Annotated in this window: 18 protein-coding genes; 12 read left to right on the top strand and 6 right to left on the bottom strand. The window is 71.3% G+C overall.

The features are described from left to right. Positions 1 to 69 precede the first annotated feature (69 nt). Positions 70 to 741, bottom strand: a complete 672-nt coding sequence (locus tag AC0QR5_RS09250; RefSeq protein ID WP_329861830.1) for a potassium channel family protein — start codon at positions 739 to 741, stop codon at positions 70 to 72. Beyond that, a complete protein-coding gene (locus AC0QR5_RS09245) occupies positions 734 to 2,152 on the bottom strand; it encodes a TrkH family potassium uptake protein (RefSeq protein WP_329861829.1) in 1,419 nt (472 codons plus the stop codon). The genes AC0QR5_RS09250 and AC0QR5_RS09245 overlap by 8 nt, the downstream gene beginning before the upstream one ends. 144 nt (positions 2,153 to 2,296) lie before the next feature. On the opposite strand from AC0QR5_RS09245, the gene AC0QR5_RS09240 reads away from it, so the two are divergent. The 3 genes from AC0QR5_RS09240 to gdhA all read left to right on the top strand — a co-directional run bounded on the left by AC0QR5_RS09240 (position 2,297) and on the right by gdhA (position 5,614). Next, on the top strand, positions 2,297 to 3,496 hold the full coding sequence (locus tag AC0QR5_RS09240) for an acetoin utilization protein AcuC (protein WP_430633064.1): 1,200 nt from the start codon (positions 2,297 to 2,299) through the stop codon (positions 3,494 to 3,496). A gap of 81 nt (positions 3,497 to 3,577) precedes the next feature. Continuing rightward, entirely contained in the window at positions 3,578 to 4,132 is a 555-nt protein-coding gene (locus tag AC0QR5_RS09235) for an ArsR/SmtB family transcription factor (protein ID WP_329861828.1), read from the top strand. 141 nt (positions 4,133 to 4,273) lie between these two features. Further along, positions 4,274 to 5,614, top strand: a complete 1,341-nt coding sequence (gene gdhA / locus AC0QR5_RS09230; protein ID WP_329861827.1) for an NADP-specific glutamate dehydrogenase — start codon at positions 4,274 to 4,276, stop codon at positions 5,612 to 5,614. A gap of 46 nt (positions 5,615 to 5,660) precedes the next feature. Here the strand turns inward: gdhA and AC0QR5_RS09225 are convergent, their stop codons facing one another. Beyond that, positions 5,661 to 7,040, bottom strand: coding sequence for an alpha-hydroxy acid oxidase (locus AC0QR5_RS09225; protein ID WP_329861826.1), 1,380 nt, complete (start codon positions 7,038 to 7,040; stop codon positions 5,661 to 5,663). Between the two features lie 285 nt (positions 7,041 to 7,325). On the opposite strand from AC0QR5_RS09225, the gene AC0QR5_RS09220 reads away from it, so the two are divergent. After that, a complete protein-coding gene (locus AC0QR5_RS09220) occupies positions 7,326 to 7,538 on the top strand; it encodes a helix-turn-helix domain-containing protein (RefSeq protein ID WP_329861825.1) in 213 nt (70 codons plus the stop codon). Positions 7,539 to 7,666: 128 nt separating this feature from the next. After that, positions 7,667 to 7,765 (top strand): 30S ribosomal protein bS22, encoded by a 99-nt coding sequence (locus tag AC0QR5_RS09215; RefSeq protein ID WP_003792170.1) that lies wholly within the window; start codon positions 7,667 to 7,669, stop codon positions 7,763 to 7,765. 151 nt (positions 7,766 to 7,916) lie between these two features. On the opposite strand, the gene AC0QR5_RS09210 is transcribed toward AC0QR5_RS09215, so the two are convergent. Continuing rightward, positions 7,917 to 8,729 (bottom strand): HAD family hydrolase, encoded by an 813-nt coding sequence (locus AC0QR5_RS09210; protein ID WP_329861642.1) that lies wholly within the window; start codon positions 8,727 to 8,729, stop codon positions 7,917 to 7,919. An 83-nt stretch (positions 8,730 to 8,812) separates the two neighbouring features. On the opposite strand from AC0QR5_RS09210, the gene AC0QR5_RS09205 reads away from it, so the two are divergent. Further along, positions 8,813 to 9,067 (top strand): glutaredoxin family protein, encoded by a 255-nt coding sequence (locus AC0QR5_RS09205; RefSeq protein ID WP_329861641.1) that lies wholly within the window; start codon positions 8,813 to 8,815, stop codon positions 9,065 to 9,067. Further along, the gene (locus AC0QR5_RS09200) at positions 9,064 to 9,708 is read left to right on the top strand and encodes a redox-sensing transcriptional repressor Rex (protein WP_329861640.1); all 645 of its coding nucleotides are present in this window, start codon (positions 9,064 to 9,066) and stop codon (positions 9,706 to 9,708) included. Before AC0QR5_RS09205 ends, AC0QR5_RS09200 begins: the two co-directional genes overlap by 4 nt. A 102-nt stretch (positions 9,709 to 9,810) precedes the next feature. On the opposite strand, the gene AC0QR5_RS09195 is transcribed toward AC0QR5_RS09200, so the two are convergent. Together AC0QR5_RS09195 and AC0QR5_RS09190 are read right to left on the bottom strand one after the other, a co-directional pair. Continuing rightward, entirely contained in the window at positions 9,811 to 10,671 is an 861-nt protein-coding gene (locus AC0QR5_RS09195; RefSeq protein WP_329861638.1) for a hypothetical protein, read from the bottom strand. A 108-nt stretch (positions 10,672 to 10,779) separates the two neighbouring features. Continuing rightward, entirely contained in the window at positions 10,780 to 11,325 is a 546-nt protein-coding gene (locus tag AC0QR5_RS09190; RefSeq protein WP_329861636.1) for a YceI family protein, read from the bottom strand. 172 nt (positions 11,326 to 11,497) lie between these two features. On the opposite strand from AC0QR5_RS09190, the gene AC0QR5_RS09185 reads away from it, so the two are divergent. From AC0QR5_RS09185 to ccsB, 5 genes are read left to right on the top strand one after another with little or no spacing between them, the layout of a single operon-like run. Then, entirely contained in the window at positions 11,498 to 12,160 is a 663-nt protein-coding gene (locus AC0QR5_RS09185) for a histidine phosphatase family protein (protein WP_329861635.1), read from the top strand. 4 nt (positions 12,161 to 12,164) lie between these two features. Beyond that, positions 12,165 to 12,794 (top strand): TlpA family protein disulfide reductase, encoded by a 630-nt coding sequence (locus tag AC0QR5_RS09180; RefSeq protein WP_329861634.1) that lies wholly within the window; start codon positions 12,165 to 12,167, stop codon positions 12,792 to 12,794. Then, positions 12,794 to 13,585: a cytochrome c biogenesis CcdA family protein gene (locus AC0QR5_RS09175; RefSeq protein ID WP_430633065.1), complete on the top strand. Its 792-nt coding sequence runs from the start codon at positions 12,794 to 12,796 to the stop codon at positions 13,583 to 13,585. The genes AC0QR5_RS09180 and AC0QR5_RS09175 overlap by 1 nt, the downstream gene beginning before the upstream one ends. Then, positions 13,585 to 15,243 (top strand): cytochrome c biogenesis protein ResB, encoded by a 1,659-nt coding sequence (gene resB / locus AC0QR5_RS09170; protein WP_329861632.1) that lies wholly within the window; start codon positions 13,585 to 13,587, stop codon positions 15,241 to 15,243. Before AC0QR5_RS09175 ends, resB begins: the two co-directional genes overlap by 1 nt. A 14-nt stretch (positions 15,244 to 15,257) precedes the next feature. After that, complete coding sequence (ccsB, locus tag AC0QR5_RS09165) at positions 15,258 to 16,376, top strand: c-type cytochrome biogenesis protein CcsB (RefSeq protein ID WP_329861631.1); 1,119 nt, start codon at positions 15,258 to 15,260, stop codon at positions 16,374 to 16,376. Positions 16,377 to 16,407 lie beyond the last annotated feature (31 nt).

Genomic DNA, 16,407 nt, shown 5'->3' with positions numbered 1-16,407 from the left:
TGACGTCCCTTGACCGACGTGAAGGAGTAGCCGACGAGGGTCCCCCGCCTGCGTTCCGGGGTCCCCGGGTTACGGCCTGGCGGCGAAGCGCTCCAGCAGGTCGACGTGGCCGGAGACGATCAGCACGTCGCGGCGGGTGACCTTGGTGTGGGGCTGGGCGTAGGTGAAGTCCTCGCCGGGCGACTTCACGCCGACGATCGTCACGCCGTACTTGGAACGGACCTGGGATTCGGCGAGCGTGAAGCCCTGCGTCTCCTTCGGCGGGTACATCTTCACGATCGCGAAGCCGTCGTCGAATTCGATGAAGTCCAGCATGCGCCCGCCGACGAGGTGCGCGGCCCGCACGCCGGCGTCGGCCTCCGGGTAGATCACGTGGTTGGCGCCGATCCGGGTGAGGATCTTGCCGTGGGAGGGCGTGATGGCCTTGACCCAGAGGTGCTCGATCCCGAGGTCGACGAGGTTGACCGCGATCAAGACGGAGGGCTCGATCGACGTGCCGACGCCGACGACGGCGGAGCTGAAGTCCTGCGCGCCGAGCTGGCGCAGCGCGTCGATGTTGGTGGCGTCCGCCTCGACGACGTGGGTCAGGACGCCGGCCCACGTGCGGACCAGCGCGGGATTGCGCTCGATCGCGAGGACCTCCCGGCCCTGCTTCACGAGCTGCTCGGCGACGGCGGCACCGAAGCGCCCGAGGCCGATGACCAGGACCGGTGCGTTGTGGTCTACGGTCTTCTCAGCCAATGATCGGCCTCTCTTCCGGGAAGTGGTACAGCTGGTCGCGCTGGCGCAGAGTCAGTGCCGCAGCCAGTGTAATGGTGCCCACCCGCCCCGCGAACATGAGCGCCGAGAGGACGTACTTGCCCGCCGGGGGCAGCTCCCCGGACAGCCCCGTGCTCAGGCCCACGGTGGCGAACGCCGAGATCGACTCGAACAGCACGCGGTCCAGGGACTGCCCGCTGATGCCCAGCAGGAGCCCCGTGGCGACGCTGACGAGCGTGGCGCCGAGGACGACGACGGAGATCGCCACGCGCAGCGTGCCCTCCGGGATCCGGCGGCCGAAGGCCTTGACGTCGGAGTCGCCGCGGGCCTCGGCGATGATGGCGAGGAAGAGCACGGCGATCGTGGTGACCTTGATGCCACCCGCCGTCGAGGCCGAGCCGCCGCCGGCGAACATCAGCATGTCGGTGACGAGCATGGTGGCCGGCTCGAGCTGGTTCTGGTCCACGAGATTGAAGCCGCCGGACCGGGTCATGACGGAGGCGAAGAGGGCGTGCATGACCTTGTCAACGGGCGACAAGTCGCCGATCGTGTCCGGGTTGGACCACTCGAGGGCGCCCCAGCCGACGGTGCCGAGCACGAGCAGGATCCCCGTCACGACGAGGGTGAGCTTCGCGTGCAGGGTCCACCGGCGGATCCTGGAGCGCAGGATGATCATCACCATGAGCACGGGGAAGCCGAGGCTGCCGATGACGACGCCGAGCATGAGGGGAACCTGGATCCACAGGTCGGTCTCGTAGGGGACCAGTCCGTCGGAGTGCGGCGTGAATCCGGCGTTGTTGAAGGCGGAGATCGAGTAGAAGACGCCGTGCCACACGGCCTGTCCCAGGGGTTCGCCGAGGACCAGGAAACGGGGGACGAGCATCACCGCCAGGAGCACTTCGATGGCCACCGAGGTCGTGATGACGATCCGCAGCAGCGTGCCGACCTCGCCGAGCCGGCCGGCGGCCTGCGTGTTCATGGCCTCCTGGGCCAGCAGCTTGCCGCGCACGCCCAGCCGCCTGCTCACCGCCATCGAGAGGATCGACGCCACGGTCAGGATCCCGAGGCCGCCCACGAAGACGCCGACGAGGATGACGACCTGCCCGAAGAAGGACCAGTGCGCGGCCGTCGAGACCACGGTGAGCCCTGTGACGCACACGGCGGACACGGCCGTGAACAGGGCGTCGTGGAGCGGGGTGAATGTCCCGGTGGAGGAAGCGGCCGGCAGCGCCAGCAGGCCCGTGAACACGGCGATGACGAGGGCGAACACGGCGAGGGCCAGTCGCGCGGGGGAGCTCGCGGCGAAGGAGTCGACGAGGTCCCGGCCCGCGGCGACGACGCGGACCAGCGCGCCGGGCTGGCGCGGTACGTGCGGTGACGGCTGGTGCGGCATGGCGGCTCGACGGCTCCGGTCGGAGGGAGGCCAGGACGATCCTGGCGACAACCATAGTAAACCACCCGCGGACCCCGTGGAGTGGCAGGCCGGCGGGGCCGCCGTGCGCTGGGACACACGCGCGTCCGTTAGCCTGAAACGGTGATGATCAAGAGCACGGCGCCGTTGCCCCCCACGCAGCTCGTGTGGAGCCCCGGCATGATGGCCTACCGCTTCAGCGACAGCCATCCCATGCACCCGGCCCGCCTCGACCTCACCAAGCGGCTCATCGACGAACTCGGGGTCCTCGAGGCGCCGACCGTCTCGCTCGCGGAGCCGTCCGTCGCGGACGATGCCGAACTGGGGCTCGTGCACGACGCCGACTACATCGCCGCCGTCCGCCGCGCGAGCGAGCACCCCGACGTCCCCGACGCGGCCCGCGGGCTCGGCACCGAGGACAACCCGCTCTTCCCGGGACTGCACGAGGCCAGCGCCCGCCTCGCCGGAGGCTCCCTGCTCGCGGCCGACGCGATCCTGGACTCCCGTGCCGTGCACGCCGTGAACTTCGGCGGCGGCATGCACCACGCCTCCCGATCCGCCGCGAGCGGCTTCTGCATCTACAACGACGCCGCGCTGGCGGTCCAGCGCCTGCTCGACGGCGGCGTGCAGCGCGTGGCCTACATCGACGTCGACGCCCACCACGGCGACGGGACGCAGTCGATCTTCTGGGACGATCCCCGCGTCATGACGATTTCCCTCCACGAGTCCGGGATGTCCCTCTTCCCGGGCACGGGCTTCGCGAACGAGTCCGGGGGCCCCGGGGCGCCGGGCACGGCCGTGAACGTCGCCGTCCCCGCGGGGACGGGCGACGCCGGCTGGCTGCGCGCGTTCCACGCCGTCGTCCCGCAGATCACGGCCGCCTTCGCACCCGAGGTGATCGTGAGCCAGCACGGCTGCGACGGCCACGCCAAGGACCCGCTGACCAACCTCCGCCTCAGCGTCGACGCCCAGCGGCAGAACATGCTGGACATCGCCGACCTCGCCGAACGGCTGTGCGCCGGGAGGTGGATCGCCACGGGCGGCGGCGGGTACAACATCACACACGTCGTGCCCCGGGCCTGGGCGCACCTCGTCGCGATCGCCTCCGGGCGCCCCGTCCCGCTGCGCACCGAGGTCCCGGCCCCGTGGCGCAGCTACGTCGAGGAGCGCTACGGCGAAGCCCCGCAGTGGATGAACGACGACGCCGAGCTGTGGTGGCGCTCGTGGGAGGTCGGCTACGACCCCGCCGACCCCGTCGACCGCACGGTCATGGCCACCCGCAAGGAGGTCTTCCCCCTCTTCGGCCTCGACCCCTGGTTCGACTAGCTCCCCTGTCGAGGGGCGCTTCCGCGTCACGACGGCGTAGCGAAGAATGCCCCGCGGCGTATATGCGGTTAGGGTGATGGGATGGCCGCCGATGTCTTCCCCGTGATCGCTGAACCGACCCGACGACGCATCCTCGACGAGCTGCACGGCGCGGAGCGCTCGGTCGGCGAGCTCGTCGAGGTCCTCGGCGTCAGCCAGCCCACGGTCTCCAAGCACCTCAAGGTCCTGCGCGAGGCCGGGCTCGTCACGACGCGCGCCGTCGGCCAGCGGCGCTTCTACGGGATCGACCTGGCCCCGCTCGAACCCGCCGCGGAGTGGATCGCCCGGTTCAGCCCCCGGGCCGCCGACGACCCCGCCGGCGTGGAGGCGGCCGGCCCGGTCGGGACGACGGGCGCCACCGCCTCTGCCGCCCCTGCCGCCTCGGCCCCCGGCGGTGCCGCGGACGACCCCGACGCACGTCCCGCCTCCGGCGGGCCGGCCGCGGTGCCGGGCTCCGGCGTCGTGCCTTCCCGCGAGGCTGCCGCCGGCGCCCAGCAGATCGGGCGGACGGTCGGGCGCACCGTGGAGCAGGTCACCGGCCGCGCGCAGGACCTGCTCGACAAGCTCCCGAAGCCCCGCTTCGGACGCCGCCGCTGAGCCAGGGGGTGTTACGTGCCGCGCGGGCATTGTTGCAGCCCGGCGCGCCCCGTCCGGGCGCCGCGTGGCAAGCTCGATGACCGAGACCGTCCCCCGGTGCCCGCACCGGGGAGCCGCACCGCGCCGCAAGGAGGAGCACGAGTGGACCAGCATCTGGCAAGCATCCGGGACGAGGTGTTCCGCCGGAACCCCGGCGAGGCCGAGTTCCACCAGGCCGTCAACGAGGTCTTCGAGACCCTCGAGCCCGTGGCACGCCGCCACCCCGAGTACATGGACGCCGCGATCCTGCAGCGCATGTGCGAGCCCGAGCGGCAGATCATCTTCCGCGTGCCGTGGACCGACGACTCGGGCCAGGTGCGGATCAACCGCGGCTTCCGCGTCGAGTTCAACTCGGCCCTCGGCCCCTACAAGGGCGGCCTGCGCTTCCACCCCTCGGTCTACCTGGGCATCGTCAAGTTCCTCGGCTTCGAGCAGGTCTTCAAGAACGCCCTGACCGGCATGCCGATCGGCGGCGGCAAGGGCGGCTCGGACTTCGATCCGCGCGGCAAGTCCGACGCCGAGGTGATGCGGTTCTGCCAGTCGTTCATGACGGAGCTCTACCGCCACATCGGCGAGTACACCGACGTCCCCGCGGGCGACATCGGCGTGGGCGGCCGGGAGATCGGCTACCTGTTCGGCCAGTACAAGCGCATCACCAACCGCTATGAGTCAGGCGTCCTGACGGGCAAGGGGATCGGCTGGGGCGGTTCGCTCGTGCGCCCGGAGGCCACCGGCTACGGGGCCGTCCTCTTCGCCGCCGAGATGCTCAAGACCCGCGGGCAGAGCCTGGACGGGCAACGCGTCGTCGTCTCCGGCTCCGGCAACGTCGCGATCAACGCCGTCGCGAAGGCCCAGAGCCTCGGTGCCCTCGTCGTCGCCGCCTCCGATTCCTCCGGGTACATCGTGGACGAGCACGGGATCGACGTGGACCTGCTGCGCCAGATCAAGGAGAACGAGCGCGGCCGCATCAGCGAGTACGCCCAGCGGCGCGGCAACGGCACGGCCTACGTGGCCGACGGCAACGTGTGGGACGTCGATGCCACCGTCGCGATCCCGTCGGCCACGCAGAACGAGCTCGGCGCCACGGCGGCCAAGCGGCTCGTGGAGCGCGGCGTCCTCGCCGTGGCCGAGGGCGCCAACATGCCCTGCACGGCCGAGGCCACCCAGATCTTCCAGGAGGCCGGCGTGCTCTTCGGCCCGGGCAAGGCCGCCAATGCCGGCGGCGTCGCGACGTCCGCCCTGGAGATGCAGCAGAACGCGAGCCGCGACGCCTGGTCGTTCGAGCACACCGAGCGGCGCCTCGGCCAGATCATGGTCTCCATCCATGATGACTGCGCCCGCACCGCCGAGGCCTACGGGCAGCCGGGGAACTACGTCGCGGGCGCCAACATCGCCGGCTTCGTCAAGGTCGCGGACGCGATGCTGGCCCTCGGCGTCATCTAGCTCTCGGGCCCGATCGGCGTCGTGCGGCCGGCGCGACCGCCGCGCGCTACGGCCGCGGAATGCGGACGTGTTCCGGCGTGAGCTCGGAGAGCCGGGAGACGCCGAGGAGCGCCAGGGTCCGCTTCATGTCCTTCTCCAGGATCGCCAGCGCGCGGTCCACGCCGGCGCGCCCGCCGGCCATGAGCCCGTAGAGGTAGGCGCGGCCGATGAGCGTGAAGTCGGCGCCGAGGGCGAGCGCGGCGACGATATCGGCCCCGCTCATGATGCCGGTGTCGAGGATGACGGCGGCGTCCGGGTTGACGGACTTCACGGCGGCCGAGACCTCGGGGAGCAGGTGCAGGGTCACGGGTGCGCGGTCCAACTGCCGGCCGCCGTGGTTGGAGACCACGACGCCGTCCGCCCCGTGCTCGATCACCTTGCGGGCGTCCTCGACCGTCTGGATTCCCTTGACGACGAGCTTGCCCTTCCAGGTCCCGCGCAGCCAGTCCAGGTCGTCGTAGGTCAGCGAGGGGTCGAACATGGAGTCGATCAGCTCGGCGACGGTGCCGGTGTAGCGGGACAGCGAGGCGAACGTCAGGGGCTCGTGGGTCAGGAAGTTGAACCACCAGGCCGGCCGGTAGGACGCGTCCAGGACCGTCTTGAGCGTCAGCGACGGCGGGATCGTCATGCCGTTGCGCACGTCGCGGAGCCGGGCCCCGGCGACGGCCGTGTCCACGGTGACCATGAGGGTGTCGTAGCCGGCGCGCGCGGCCCGGTCGATCAGCTCGCGCGACTTCTCGCGGTCCGTCCACAGGTAGAGCTGGAACCAGTTGCGGCCCGCGGGCGCGGCGGCGGCGACGTCCTCGATCGACGCCGTGCCCATCGTGGACAGCGTGTAGGGGATGCCCGCGGCCTCGGCCGCGCGGGATCCCGCGTATTCTCCTTCCGACTGCATCATGCGGGTGAAGCCGGTCGGTGCGATCCCGACGGGAAGGCGGGAGGTGCCGCCGAGGATGTCCGTGCTCAGGTCCACGTGGGAGACGTCGCGCAGGATGCCGGGGCGGAACTCGAGCTCGGAGAACGCGGAACGGGCCCGGTTGAGCGTGACCTCGGCCTCCGCCGCGCCGTCGGTGTAGTCGAAGGGAGCCTGGGGCGTCCGGCGCTTGGCCAGGGCCCGCAGATCGCCGATGGTCTGCGCCGCCGCGAGGCGGGAGGCGTTGCCGAAGGAGGGCTTCTTGAACTGCATGAGCGGGGCCAGGTCCGAGTACTTCGGAACGCGGCGGCGCAGCGCCGGCGGCACGGGGCGGTCGGCCGGAACGGCGTCCCCGGCACCCGGACGCGCCGGGGCCGGGGACTGGAGGGGGGCCGGCTCCGACGCCGCGGCGGCGGACTGCCGGGCCGTGTCCTCGGTGGTTGCCGGCTGCTGGGTCACGGACTGGGTGGTCATGGACTCTCCTTGGAGGCGTGGCACGCGGATCGCTTGTGGTAAGACCACAGCGTGTGGTTAGACCACACTCTAGACCCGTGGTGCGGCTCACATCAAGGGGCATCGCTCCGCCGTCCGGGCCGCGAGGGCGCCCGGAGCCGCCCGATCGTGTCCACACGGTGGAGCCGAGGTTTCACAATCGCCCCATCTGCCACTAGAGTTGCCCCTTAGACGGCATCCCATCGGGGACATGCGAACGCCGTTGTGCGGTGGGGGAATTGTCCAAGGGCAGGAGAAGAACCGGGGATGGCTGACGCGAAGAACTTTGCGAACGCGCGCTTTATGACGGTGGCCGAGGTCGCCGAGGTCATGCGCGTCTCCAAGATGACCGTGTACCGCCTGGTGCACTCGGCGGAACTGCCCGCGGTGCGCTTCGGCCGCTCCTACCGCGTCCCGGAGACCGCCGTCGAGGACTACCTGCGCAAGGCCCGGATCGACGGGGCCTCCGAGACCGCCTGACCGGAAGTGGTCAGGGCCGCCGCGCGGAGCAGGTAACCTGTTAAGGAACGTTTAACGTCCGTGTTGGTTGCAGTCCGACCGTCTGCGGCGGGAACGCAACCACCGAATCTGAAGTTTGTGAGGAACCAATGGGCTCTGTGATCAAGAAGCGCCGCAAGCGTATGGCCAAGAAGAAGCACCGCAAGCTGCTTCGCAAGACCCGCCACCAGCGCCGCAACAAGAAGTAGGCGCCGGCCGCCGACGCGGCAGGTGATGACGACGGCGGGGCCGCATCTCTCGAGGGTGCGGCCCCGCCGTCGTTCTCCCCGACGTGCGATCACGGCAGGTGCCGGACCGCCCCGGGGACGCCCCCGGGCCAGCGCCCGGCGGGGTCTCGGATCAGCGGCCGCGGACCCGCCCCAGACCGCGCCAGAGTCCGTAGACGGCCCCGGACACGGTCGCCGCCTTGAGCGTCCACGTCGCGGCGCGGCGGCCGGTCCTGAAGTCGTAGACGGGCCAGTTGTTGCGCACGGCGTGGCGGCGCAGCTTGGCGTCCGGGTTGATCGCCACGGGATGCCCCACGGCCTCCAGGAGCGGAAGGTCGTTGGACGAGTCGCTGTAGGCCCAGCACTGCGCCAGGTCGAGCCCCTCTTCCTCGGCGAGCCGGGCGACGGCGACGGCCTTCGCGGGGCCGTGCAGGATCTCTCCCACGAGCCGGCCGGTGTAGACGCCGTCGGTGTGCTCCACCTGCGTGCCGAGCGCCCCGGAGAGCCCGAGCCGGTCCGCGATCACGGTGGCGACCTCGAGCGGCGTGGCCGTCACGAGCCAGACGCGACGCCCGGCGCGCAGGTGCTGGTCCGCGAGGGCCCGCGTTCCGGGCCAGATCTTGGAGGCGATGAACTCGTCGTAGACCTCGTCGCCCAGGCTCGACAAGTCGTCGACGAGGACCCCCGCGGCGAGGGCGAGCGCCTGGTCCCGCACGGCGTGGATGTCGCCGACGTGCTCCCCGCGCACCGCGTACCAGAGGGCCTTGAGGCCGAAGGAGGCCGCGTGGCGGAGGCTGAAGGCCTTGCGCGCATACATCTTCCGGGCGACGGCGAACAGGCTCGCGCCGCGCATCATCGTGTTGTCGACGTCGAAGAAGGCGGCCTCTGCTCCTGTCATCGGGCGCACGGGCGAGGGCACGGTGCGGCCGGCGGGCGGCTGTGGCATGGCCCCAGTCTATGGCACGCGCCACAGCGGGCCGGGCGCCGTCCGTGCCCGTGCGCGGCCGGTCCGCCGGTAGATTAGTCGGCATGGAAGCACGTGCCGAGGCGCCCGTCGTCGAATTGCTGACCCGCGAGGGCTGCCACTTGTGCGCCGCGGCCCGTGCCACCCTCGACGAGGTGTGCGGCCGCCTGGGCGTGCCCTGGACGGAACGGGGGATCGACGACGACCCGGAGCTGCGGCACCGCTTCGGCGAGGAGGTCCCGGTGCTGATGATCGACGGCGTGCAGCGCGACTTCTGGGTCATCGACCCCGCGCGGCTCGCGGGGCTCCTGGGCGCATGAGGCCGGCGGAGAAGACGCTTCCCGAGGCGACGCTGGAACGCCTGACGCTCTACCGGCGCGTGCTCGAGCGCCTCGGCGCCGCCGGGCTCGAGACGGTGTCCTCGGAGGTCCTGGCCGATGCCGCGGGCGTCAACCCGGCGATCCTGCGCAAGGACCTGTCGATGCTCGGCAGCTTCGGCCGGCGGGGCGTGGGCTATGGCGTGATGCAGCTGGCCGGTTCCATCGCGACGACCCTCGGGCTCAACAACGACTGGCGCGTGGGGATCGTCGGCGCCGGCAACCTGGGCCGCGCGCTGGCCGGGTACGCGGGGTTCCGCGAGAACGGCTTCCGTCTGGTGGGGCTGTACGACGCCGATGCCTCCCTCGTGGGGCGGCGTTACGCCGACCTCGTGGTCGCCGACGCGGCGGGCCTCGAGGACGCCGTGCTGGCCGAGGGCATCAACATGGCGGTCCTGGCCGTGCCCGCGGCGGCCGCGCAGGAGCTGTGCGACCGGCTCGTCGCCGCCGGCGTGCGCAACATCCTCAACTTCGCCCCCGTCGTCCTCCAGGTTCCGCCGGACGTCGTCCTGCGCAAGGTGGACATGGCCCGCGAGCTGCAGCTCCTGGCCTACTACGCGACGACGCCGGGCAGCCACCTCTAGCCTGTGGATCCCGAACGCCAAGGCGGCCGGACGGATTACTCCGTCCGGCCGCCTTGTCGGTGATTGGCCGGCGCTTCGGCCGGCGGGGTCGGTGCCCCGGCGTCAGGCGCCGAAGCCCTGGTGCTTCGCGGCCTTCTTGGCCGCGATGTAGTTGCTCGAGGGCTTGAGCCACGCGAACACGACGCCCGCGATGCCGACCAGGATGACCACGAGCGTCAGCACGTCGGCGCCGAAGAGGCCGATCACGGACAGTCCGGCGAGGATCGTGGCCGTGATGCGGGCGCCGTTGCTGCCCTTGCGGATGAAGAACGCCAGCAGGGCGTAGATGCCCGAACCGATGAGCATGACCACGAAGCCGACCGTCCGGGTCATGGAGGCCAGGGCGGCCGCGTCGACGCCGGCCGCCGCGAGCTCGTCCTGGGTCGCGGAGCCCTGCATCGTCAAGGCGTCCTGGATGGCGGTCTCGAGGGCGGAGGAGGGCATCAGCAGCAGGACGAGTCCGGACACGAGGGTCAGCGCGCCGGCGGCGAGGACGAGCCAGAAGGAGATGTTCAGTTCCTTCGGCCGCTCGAGCGGGCCGGCGGGCGCGCCGAAACCGGCGCTCCCGGGCATCGGCTGCTGGTAGCCGTAGGACTGCTGGCCCGGCTGCCCGTACGGTGCGCCCTGGCCAGGCTGTCCGTAGGGCCCCGACTGTCCCTGCTGTCCGGCCTGTCCGTAGGCGCCGGGCTGGCCGTACTGGCCGGGCTGTGCGGCCGGGGGCTGCCCCGGCTGGCCGTAGGACTGCGGGGGAGCCGGGGGGTACGAGCCGGCGGCGCCGCCCTGCTGCGGCTGGCCCGGCTGCTGCGCGGGCTGCTGCCCCTGTTGTCCGGCCCCCTGGCCGGATCCGTCCTGGCCGGGCTGCGGAAGGCGCTGCCCGTAGCGCGGGGGCTCGGGGACCTCGGGGTTGTTCTCGGGAGTGCTCATGATTCCTCCTGGGCGTTGGTGGTTCTGAATCCCACAGTAGCCGCCGGGCCCGGCCGGGGGGCATCATCACCAAGGATGATGTGGAGGATGATTGCGCCAGTGGTGCCGCTATCCGGAGCGGATGAAGGCGACGTCGAGGACGATCGTCACCTTGTCCCCGACGAGGACCCCGCCGGCCTCGAGGGCCGCGTTCCACGTCAGGCCGAAGTCCTTCCGGGAGATGACGGTCTCGGCGGAGAAACCGGCCCGCACCACGCCGGCCGGATCCACGGCAGTGCCGGCGTACTCGACCGAGAGCTCCACCGCGCGCGTGACGTCGCGGATGGTCAGGTCGCCGGTCAGCAGGAACTCGTGGCCGTCGCCCGTGATCGACGTCGCCGTGAAGCCCAGGGTCGGGAAGCGCTCCACGTCGAAGAAGTCCGGGCTGCGCACGTGGGTGTCCCTCGCCGGGTCGCGGGAGTCGAAGGACACCGCCTGGATCACCGCGTAGAGGGCGGAGTCGTCCACGGTCGGACCGACGGAGATCACGGACTCGACGTCCGTGAAGCGGCCCCGCACCTTGCTGATCCCGGCGTACCGGATCGTGAAGCCGACCTCCGAGTGGGTCGGATCCAGCGTCCACCGTCCAGACGTGATGCCCTCGGGGATCCTCATCGCGGTGCTCCTTGCCCCGGGCCGTGGACCCGTGCCGCCGTGGTGCCTCACCTGTCGTGCGTCGTTCGTCCCTCCACTCTAGGGAAGGCCCACCCCGTCTTCCAGAGCGGAGCGCGACCGGAATCACGGCCCGCATTTAGGCCAGCCCGCAAAGGTTTGAGACACTGGAGGCATGCCCACCGCCACCGTCCACCTGCTCCGCCATGGAGAAGTCCACAATCCGGACAAGGTGCTGTACGGGCGGCTGCCGGGCTACCGGCTCTCCGGGCTCGGCCGCGAAATGGCCGACCGCGCCGCCGAATACTTCGCGCAGCGGCGCGACGCCGGAGCCAACATCGTCGCGATCGCGGCCTCGCCCCTGCTGCGGGCCCAGGAGACGGCCGCCCCGACGGCCCGCGCCCTGGGGCTCGAACTCGGCACGGAGCAGCGCGTCGTCGAGGCGGGCAACCACTTCGAGGGCATGTCCCACATGGCCGGGCGCCTCCGCGACCCCCGCTTGTGGCCCTACCTCGTCAATCCCTTCCGTCCGTCCTGGGGGGAGCCCTATCGGGACCAGGTCGAGCGGGTCATGGCCGCCGTGCGGGAACACCGCGACGCCGCCGTGGCACAGGGGGGGCCGGGCGCCGAGGTCATCCTCGTCGCCCACCAGCTGCCGATCTGGGTGACCCGGTTGGCGGCCGAAGGCCGGCGGCTCTGGCACGATCCGCGTCGCCGCGAATGCACTCTCGCCTCCGTGACCAGCCTGGACTTCGAGGGGGAGGCCCTCTCGTCGGTCCGCTACGCCGAACCCTGCGCCGACCTCCTGGTCAACGCCGCGAACCTCCCTGGAGCCTGACCCGATGACCCCTGCCCACCCATCCGATTCCCCCGAGCCGGGCCGCCGCACCGTCCTGCGCGCCGCCGCGCTGCTCGCCGCCGTCGTCCCCCTGGCCGCGTGCAGCGCGGTCGAGGACCCGCTCGCGAAGCAGGCCCGCGAAGGCGACAACAAGAACTACATCGCCGGCGACGGCTCCGTCCAGGAATACGCGGCGGAGTCGCGCGGTGAACCGGTGCGCCTCACGGGAACGCTCTACGACGGCACGGACATCGACTCCTCCGCCTGGGTCGGGCGCGTCACGGTCCTGAACTTCTGGTACGCCGCGTGCGCCCCCTGCCGCGTCGAGGCGCCGCACCTCGTCGAGCTCTACGAGGAGTTCCAGGACCAGGGCGTCGACTTCCTGGGCGTCAACGTCCGGGACCAGAAGGCCACGGCCGAGGCCTTCGAACGCAACTTCAAGATCCCCTACCCGTCCGCGCCGGACACCACCGGGTCGATCCTCATGGGCCTGACCCAGTACGTGAACCCGCGCGCCGTGCCCACCACGCTCGTCCTCGACAAGCAGGGCCGGGTCGCCGCGCGCGTGCTCGGCGCCATCGAGAAGTCCACGCTGAAGACGCTCATCGCCGACCGCGTCGCCGAGCCCGCGTGATCCCCGCCCTCGTCACGACCGGCCCGGGGCTGGCCGCGCAGGCGAACCCGTTCGCGGAGATCGCCCTCGACGGCTCCCTCCTGGTCGCCGCGCCCATCGCCGTCCTCGCGGGGCTCGTGTCCTTCCTCTCGCCGTGCGTCCTGCCGCTCGTTCCCGGCTACCTCGGCTACGTCACCGGGCTGACCGGGGTCGACCTCGCCGAGCAGAAGCGCGGGCGGATGGTCGCCGGGATCGGCCTGTTCGTCCTCGGCTTCACCGCCGTGTTCGTGACCGTCGGCGTCCTCTTCACCCAGATCCTCAGCTGGTTCACGCTCAACAGCGACTGGGTCTCCCGGATCCTCGGCGTCGTCGTGATCCTCATGGGCGTCGTCTTCATGGGCGGCTTCAGCTGGTTCCAGCGCGACCGCAAGATCCACGCCCGCCCACCCGCCGGACTCTGGGGGGCCCCCGTCCTCGGCATGGTCTTCGGCCTCGGCTGGGCCCCCTGCATCGGCCCCACGCTCTCCGCCGTCATCCTCATGAGCAGCGGCGCCGACCCGGACCTCGGCCGCGCCGGGCTGCTGACGTTCGCCTACTGCATGGGCCTCGGCGTGCCGTTCATCCTGATCGCCCTCGGCCTGCGCCGGGGCATGGGCGCCCTGCGCTTCTTCCGCAGCCACCAGCGCGCCGTGATGCTGGCCGGCGGCGGCATGCTCATCCTCCTGGGACTCGTCATGGTCAGCGGGCTGTGGGACACCTGGGTGATGCAACTACAGAACTGGTTCGCCAACGAGGTGAGGTTGCCCATCTGATGGCAGAAGACACGAAGCCCCGTTCCGCCACGGCGCAGGCCAAGGCCGACGCCGCGCTGCCCGCCCTCGGCCCGCTCGGCATGATCCGCTGGGCCTGGACGCAGCTCACGAGCATGCGCACGGCCCTGTTCCTGCTGCTCCTGCTCGCCGTCGCCGCCGTGCCCGGCTCGCTCTTCCCGCAACGCGGCGTCAACCCCGAACAGGTCACCCAGTACCTGCAGAACGAGCCCGTGCTGGGGGAGTGGCTCGACCGCTTCCAGCTGTTCGACGTCTACTCGTCCGTCTGGTTCTCCTCGATCTACCTGTTGCTGTTCATCTCCCTGATCGGCTGCATCATCCCCCGGGCCAAGAAGCACTGGCAGGCGCTCCGCACCCCGCCGCCGCGCACCCCGGCGCGCCTGTCCCGGCTGCCGGAGCACGGAAGGATCGCCCTGGCACCCGGCGCGGCCCCGGCGTCGTCCTCCGAGACCGCGGCCCGCGCCGCCGCACTGCTGAAGAAGCGCGGCTACCGCACCGAGGTCCGCGACGGCGCCCAGGGTGCCTCCGTCGGTGCCGAGCGCGGCTACGTGCGGGAGATCGGCAACCTCGTCTTCCACACCTCCCTCATCGGGATCCTCGCGGGCGTGGCCGTCGGCGGCGCGTTCGGCTACAACGGCCAGCGGATCCTCGTCGAGGGGGACACCTTCGTCAACACGGCCGTCGCCTACGACGCGCTCTCGCCCGGAACCGCCGTCGACGTCGACCGGCTCAGCCCGTTCACGGTGGCGCTGGACAAGTTCGAGGTCACGTTCGACCGCGAGTCCAGCACGCACTTCGGCCAGCCGATCGACTTCAACGCGAGCGTGCGCACCACGGACACGCCCGGCGGCGAGGAGACCCCGCGCCAGATCCGCGTCAACCACCCGCTGCGCATCGGCGGCTCGGACGTCTACCTCGTCGGCAACGGCTACGCCCCCGTCATCACGGTCCGCGACGGCAACGGCGACATCGCCCTGCAGGAACCCGTCATCGCGGTCCCGCAGGACGGCGTCTACACCTCGCTGATGGTGGCCAAGGTGCCCGACGCGCGGCCCGAGCAGCTCGGCTTCGTCGGCCTGTTCCTGCCCACGGCGGGCGTGCTGGACGGCGTCGGCATCTCCCTCGACCCCAGCCCCGCGCTGCCGCAGCTGCAGCTGAACTCCTACTTCGGGGACCTCGGGCTCGACGACGGGGCGCCGCAGAACGTCTACGTCCTGGACACCGACGAGCTGACGGAGCTCAATAGCCGGACCCTCGACGCGGGCGGCCTGGTCCTCAATCCCGGGGAGACGATCGAGCTGCCGGACGGCCACGGCTCCATCAGCTTCGACGGGCTCAAGCGCTACGTCGCCCTCGACATCCACCACGACCCCGCCAAGGTCCCCGTGGCCGTCTTCGCGGCGCTCGCGCTCCTGGGCCTGGCCGTGTCGCTCTTCACGCCGCGCCGCCGCGCCTGGGTCAAGATCCTGGAGGACGGCGGCGAGGGTGACGGAGGCGACGGCGGCTCGGGTGAGCACGGGCGTATCCTTGAATACGGACTGCTGGCCCGCGGCGAGGATCCGCGACTCGCCACCGAGGCCCGCGAACTGCAGTCGCTCTTCGAGCGTGAATTCACCGGCGCCGAGCGCGTGCCAGTCTAGGAGAAGCAACGACGATGCCCACCATCAACGAGGACCTCGGCGCCTACAGCGACCTGTTCATGCTGCTCGCCGCGCTGGCGTACGCCGTGGCGTTCATCGCGTTCGCCTGGGACCTGGCGAAGTCCAGCCGCACGATCCGAGAGCTCGAGTCCCGCTCGCTCGCCGAGGAGGCGCGCCAGCTCGCCCACGCCGGCCACGTGCAGGCCGCGGGCGCCGGAGCGGCGGGTTCCGGTACCGTGGGCGCCAGCCCGGAGACGACGCCGGACGGCCCGCCTTCCGGCGCCGCGTCCGCCGGCGAGGGGACCGAGGACGGCCTGATCGGGGCCGACGGAGCGCTCGTGCACGAGTCGATGGACTACACCGACGGTGCCGCGAGGCGGCTCGCCGCGAAGGTGGCCGTCTCGCTGACCTGGATCGCCGCCGTCGTGCACCTGGCCGCCGTGGTCTCCCGCGGCATCGCGGCCGCACGCATGCCGTGGGGGAACATGTACGAGTTCCTCTCGACCGGCGCCCTCGTCGTGGCGCTCGTGTTCCTCGGCGTGCTGCTGCGCAAGGACCTGAGGTTCATGGGGACGTTCGTGATCGGCCTGGTCACGCTCATGCTGTGCGGGGCGACGATGGGCTTCCCGACGCCCGTGGCCCACCTGGTTCCGGCGCTGCAGAGCCCGTGGCTCATCATCCACGTCTCCATCGCGGTCCTCGCCTCGGCCCTCTTCACCATCACGTTTGCCATGGCCGTACTGCAGCTGATCCAGCACCGCCGCCAGGACGCCCTGGCCGCCGGGAAGCCGGACAAGCTGCCGTTCCTGCGCCTGGTACCCTCTGCCGCGTCGCTGGAGAACTTCGCCTACCGCGTCAACGCGATCTCGTTCGTCATGTGGACGTTCACGGTCATGGCCGGGGCCATCTGGGCCGAAGCCGCCTGGGGCCGATACTGGGGCTGGGACACCAAGGAGGTCTGGAGCTTCGTCATCTGGGTCGTCTACGCGGGCTACCTGCACGCGCGGGCCACGCGGGGCTGGACCGGCGCGCGCTCGGCCTGGCTCAGCATCATCGGCTACCTCTGCATCATCTTCAACTTCACCGTGGTGAACCTCTACTTCAACGGCCTGCATTCCTACGCAGGCGTCTAGGGGATCCCACGGGTCTGCCTTGCAGATCAGG

The sequence above is a fragment of the Arthrobacter sp. J156 genome, assembly GCF_056172865.1.
The sequence above is the reverse complement of the archived record's forward strand: the minus strand, read 5'-3'. Positions and strand labels throughout refer to the sequence as shown.

What these genes read in the sequence shown, in the direction of transcription:
- AC0QR5_RS09245 (WP_329861829.1), bottom strand. Translation starts at nt 2,152, where the DNA reads ATGCCGCACCAGCCGTCACCGCACGTACCGCGCCAGCCCGGCGCGCTG.
- AC0QR5_RS09240 (WP_430633064.1), top strand. Translation starts at nt 2,297, where the DNA reads ATGATCAAGAGCACGGCGCCGTTGCCCCCCACGCAGCTCGTGTGGAGC.
- AC0QR5_RS09235 (WP_329861828.1), top strand. Translation starts at nt 3,578, where the DNA reads ATGGCCGCCGATGTCTTCCCCGTGATCGCTGAACCGACCCGACGACGC.
- AC0QR5_RS09225 (WP_329861826.1), bottom strand. Translation starts at nt 7,040, where the DNA reads ATGACCACCCAGTCCGTGACCCAGCAGCCGGCAACCACCGAGGACACG.
- AC0QR5_RS09220 (WP_329861825.1), top strand. Translation starts at nt 7,326, where the DNA reads ATGGCTGACGCGAAGAACTTTGCGAACGCGCGCTTTATGACGGTGGCC.
- AC0QR5_RS09215 (WP_003792170.1), top strand. Translation starts at nt 7,667, where the DNA reads ATGGGCTCTGTGATCAAGAAGCGCCGCAAGCGTATGGCCAAGAAGAAG.
- AC0QR5_RS09210 (WP_329861642.1), bottom strand. Translation starts at nt 8,729, where the DNA reads ATGCCACAGCCGCCCGCCGGCCGCACCGTGCCCTCGCCCGTGCGCCCG.
- AC0QR5_RS09205 (WP_329861641.1), top strand. Translation starts at nt 8,813, where the DNA reads ATGGAAGCACGTGCCGAGGCGCCCGTCGTCGAATTGCTGACCCGCGAG.
- AC0QR5_RS09200 (WP_329861640.1), top strand. Translation starts at nt 9,064, where the DNA reads ATGAGGCCGGCGGAGAAGACGCTTCCCGAGGCGACGCTGGAACGCCTG.
- AC0QR5_RS09195 (WP_329861638.1), bottom strand. Translation starts at nt 10,671, where the DNA reads ATGAGCACTCCCGAGAACAACCCCGAGGTCCCCGAGCCCCCGCGCTAC.
- AC0QR5_RS09190 (WP_329861636.1), bottom strand. Translation starts at nt 11,325, where the DNA reads ATGAGGATCCCCGAGGGCATCACGTCTGGACGGTGGACGCTGGATCCG.
- AC0QR5_RS09185 (WP_329861635.1), top strand. Translation starts at nt 11,498, where the DNA reads ATGCCCACCGCCACCGTCCACCTGCTCCGCCATGGAGAAGTCCACAAT.
- AC0QR5_RS09180 (WP_329861634.1), top strand. Translation starts at nt 12,165, where the DNA reads ATGACCCCTGCCCACCCATCCGATTCCCCCGAGCCGGGCCGCCGCACC.
- resB (WP_329861632.1), top strand. Translation starts at nt 13,585, where the DNA reads ATGGCAGAAGACACGAAGCCCCGTTCCGCCACGGCGCAGGCCAAGGCC.
- ccsB (WP_329861631.1), top strand. Translation starts at nt 15,258, where the DNA reads ATGCCCACCATCAACGAGGACCTCGGCGCCTACAGCGACCTGTTCATG.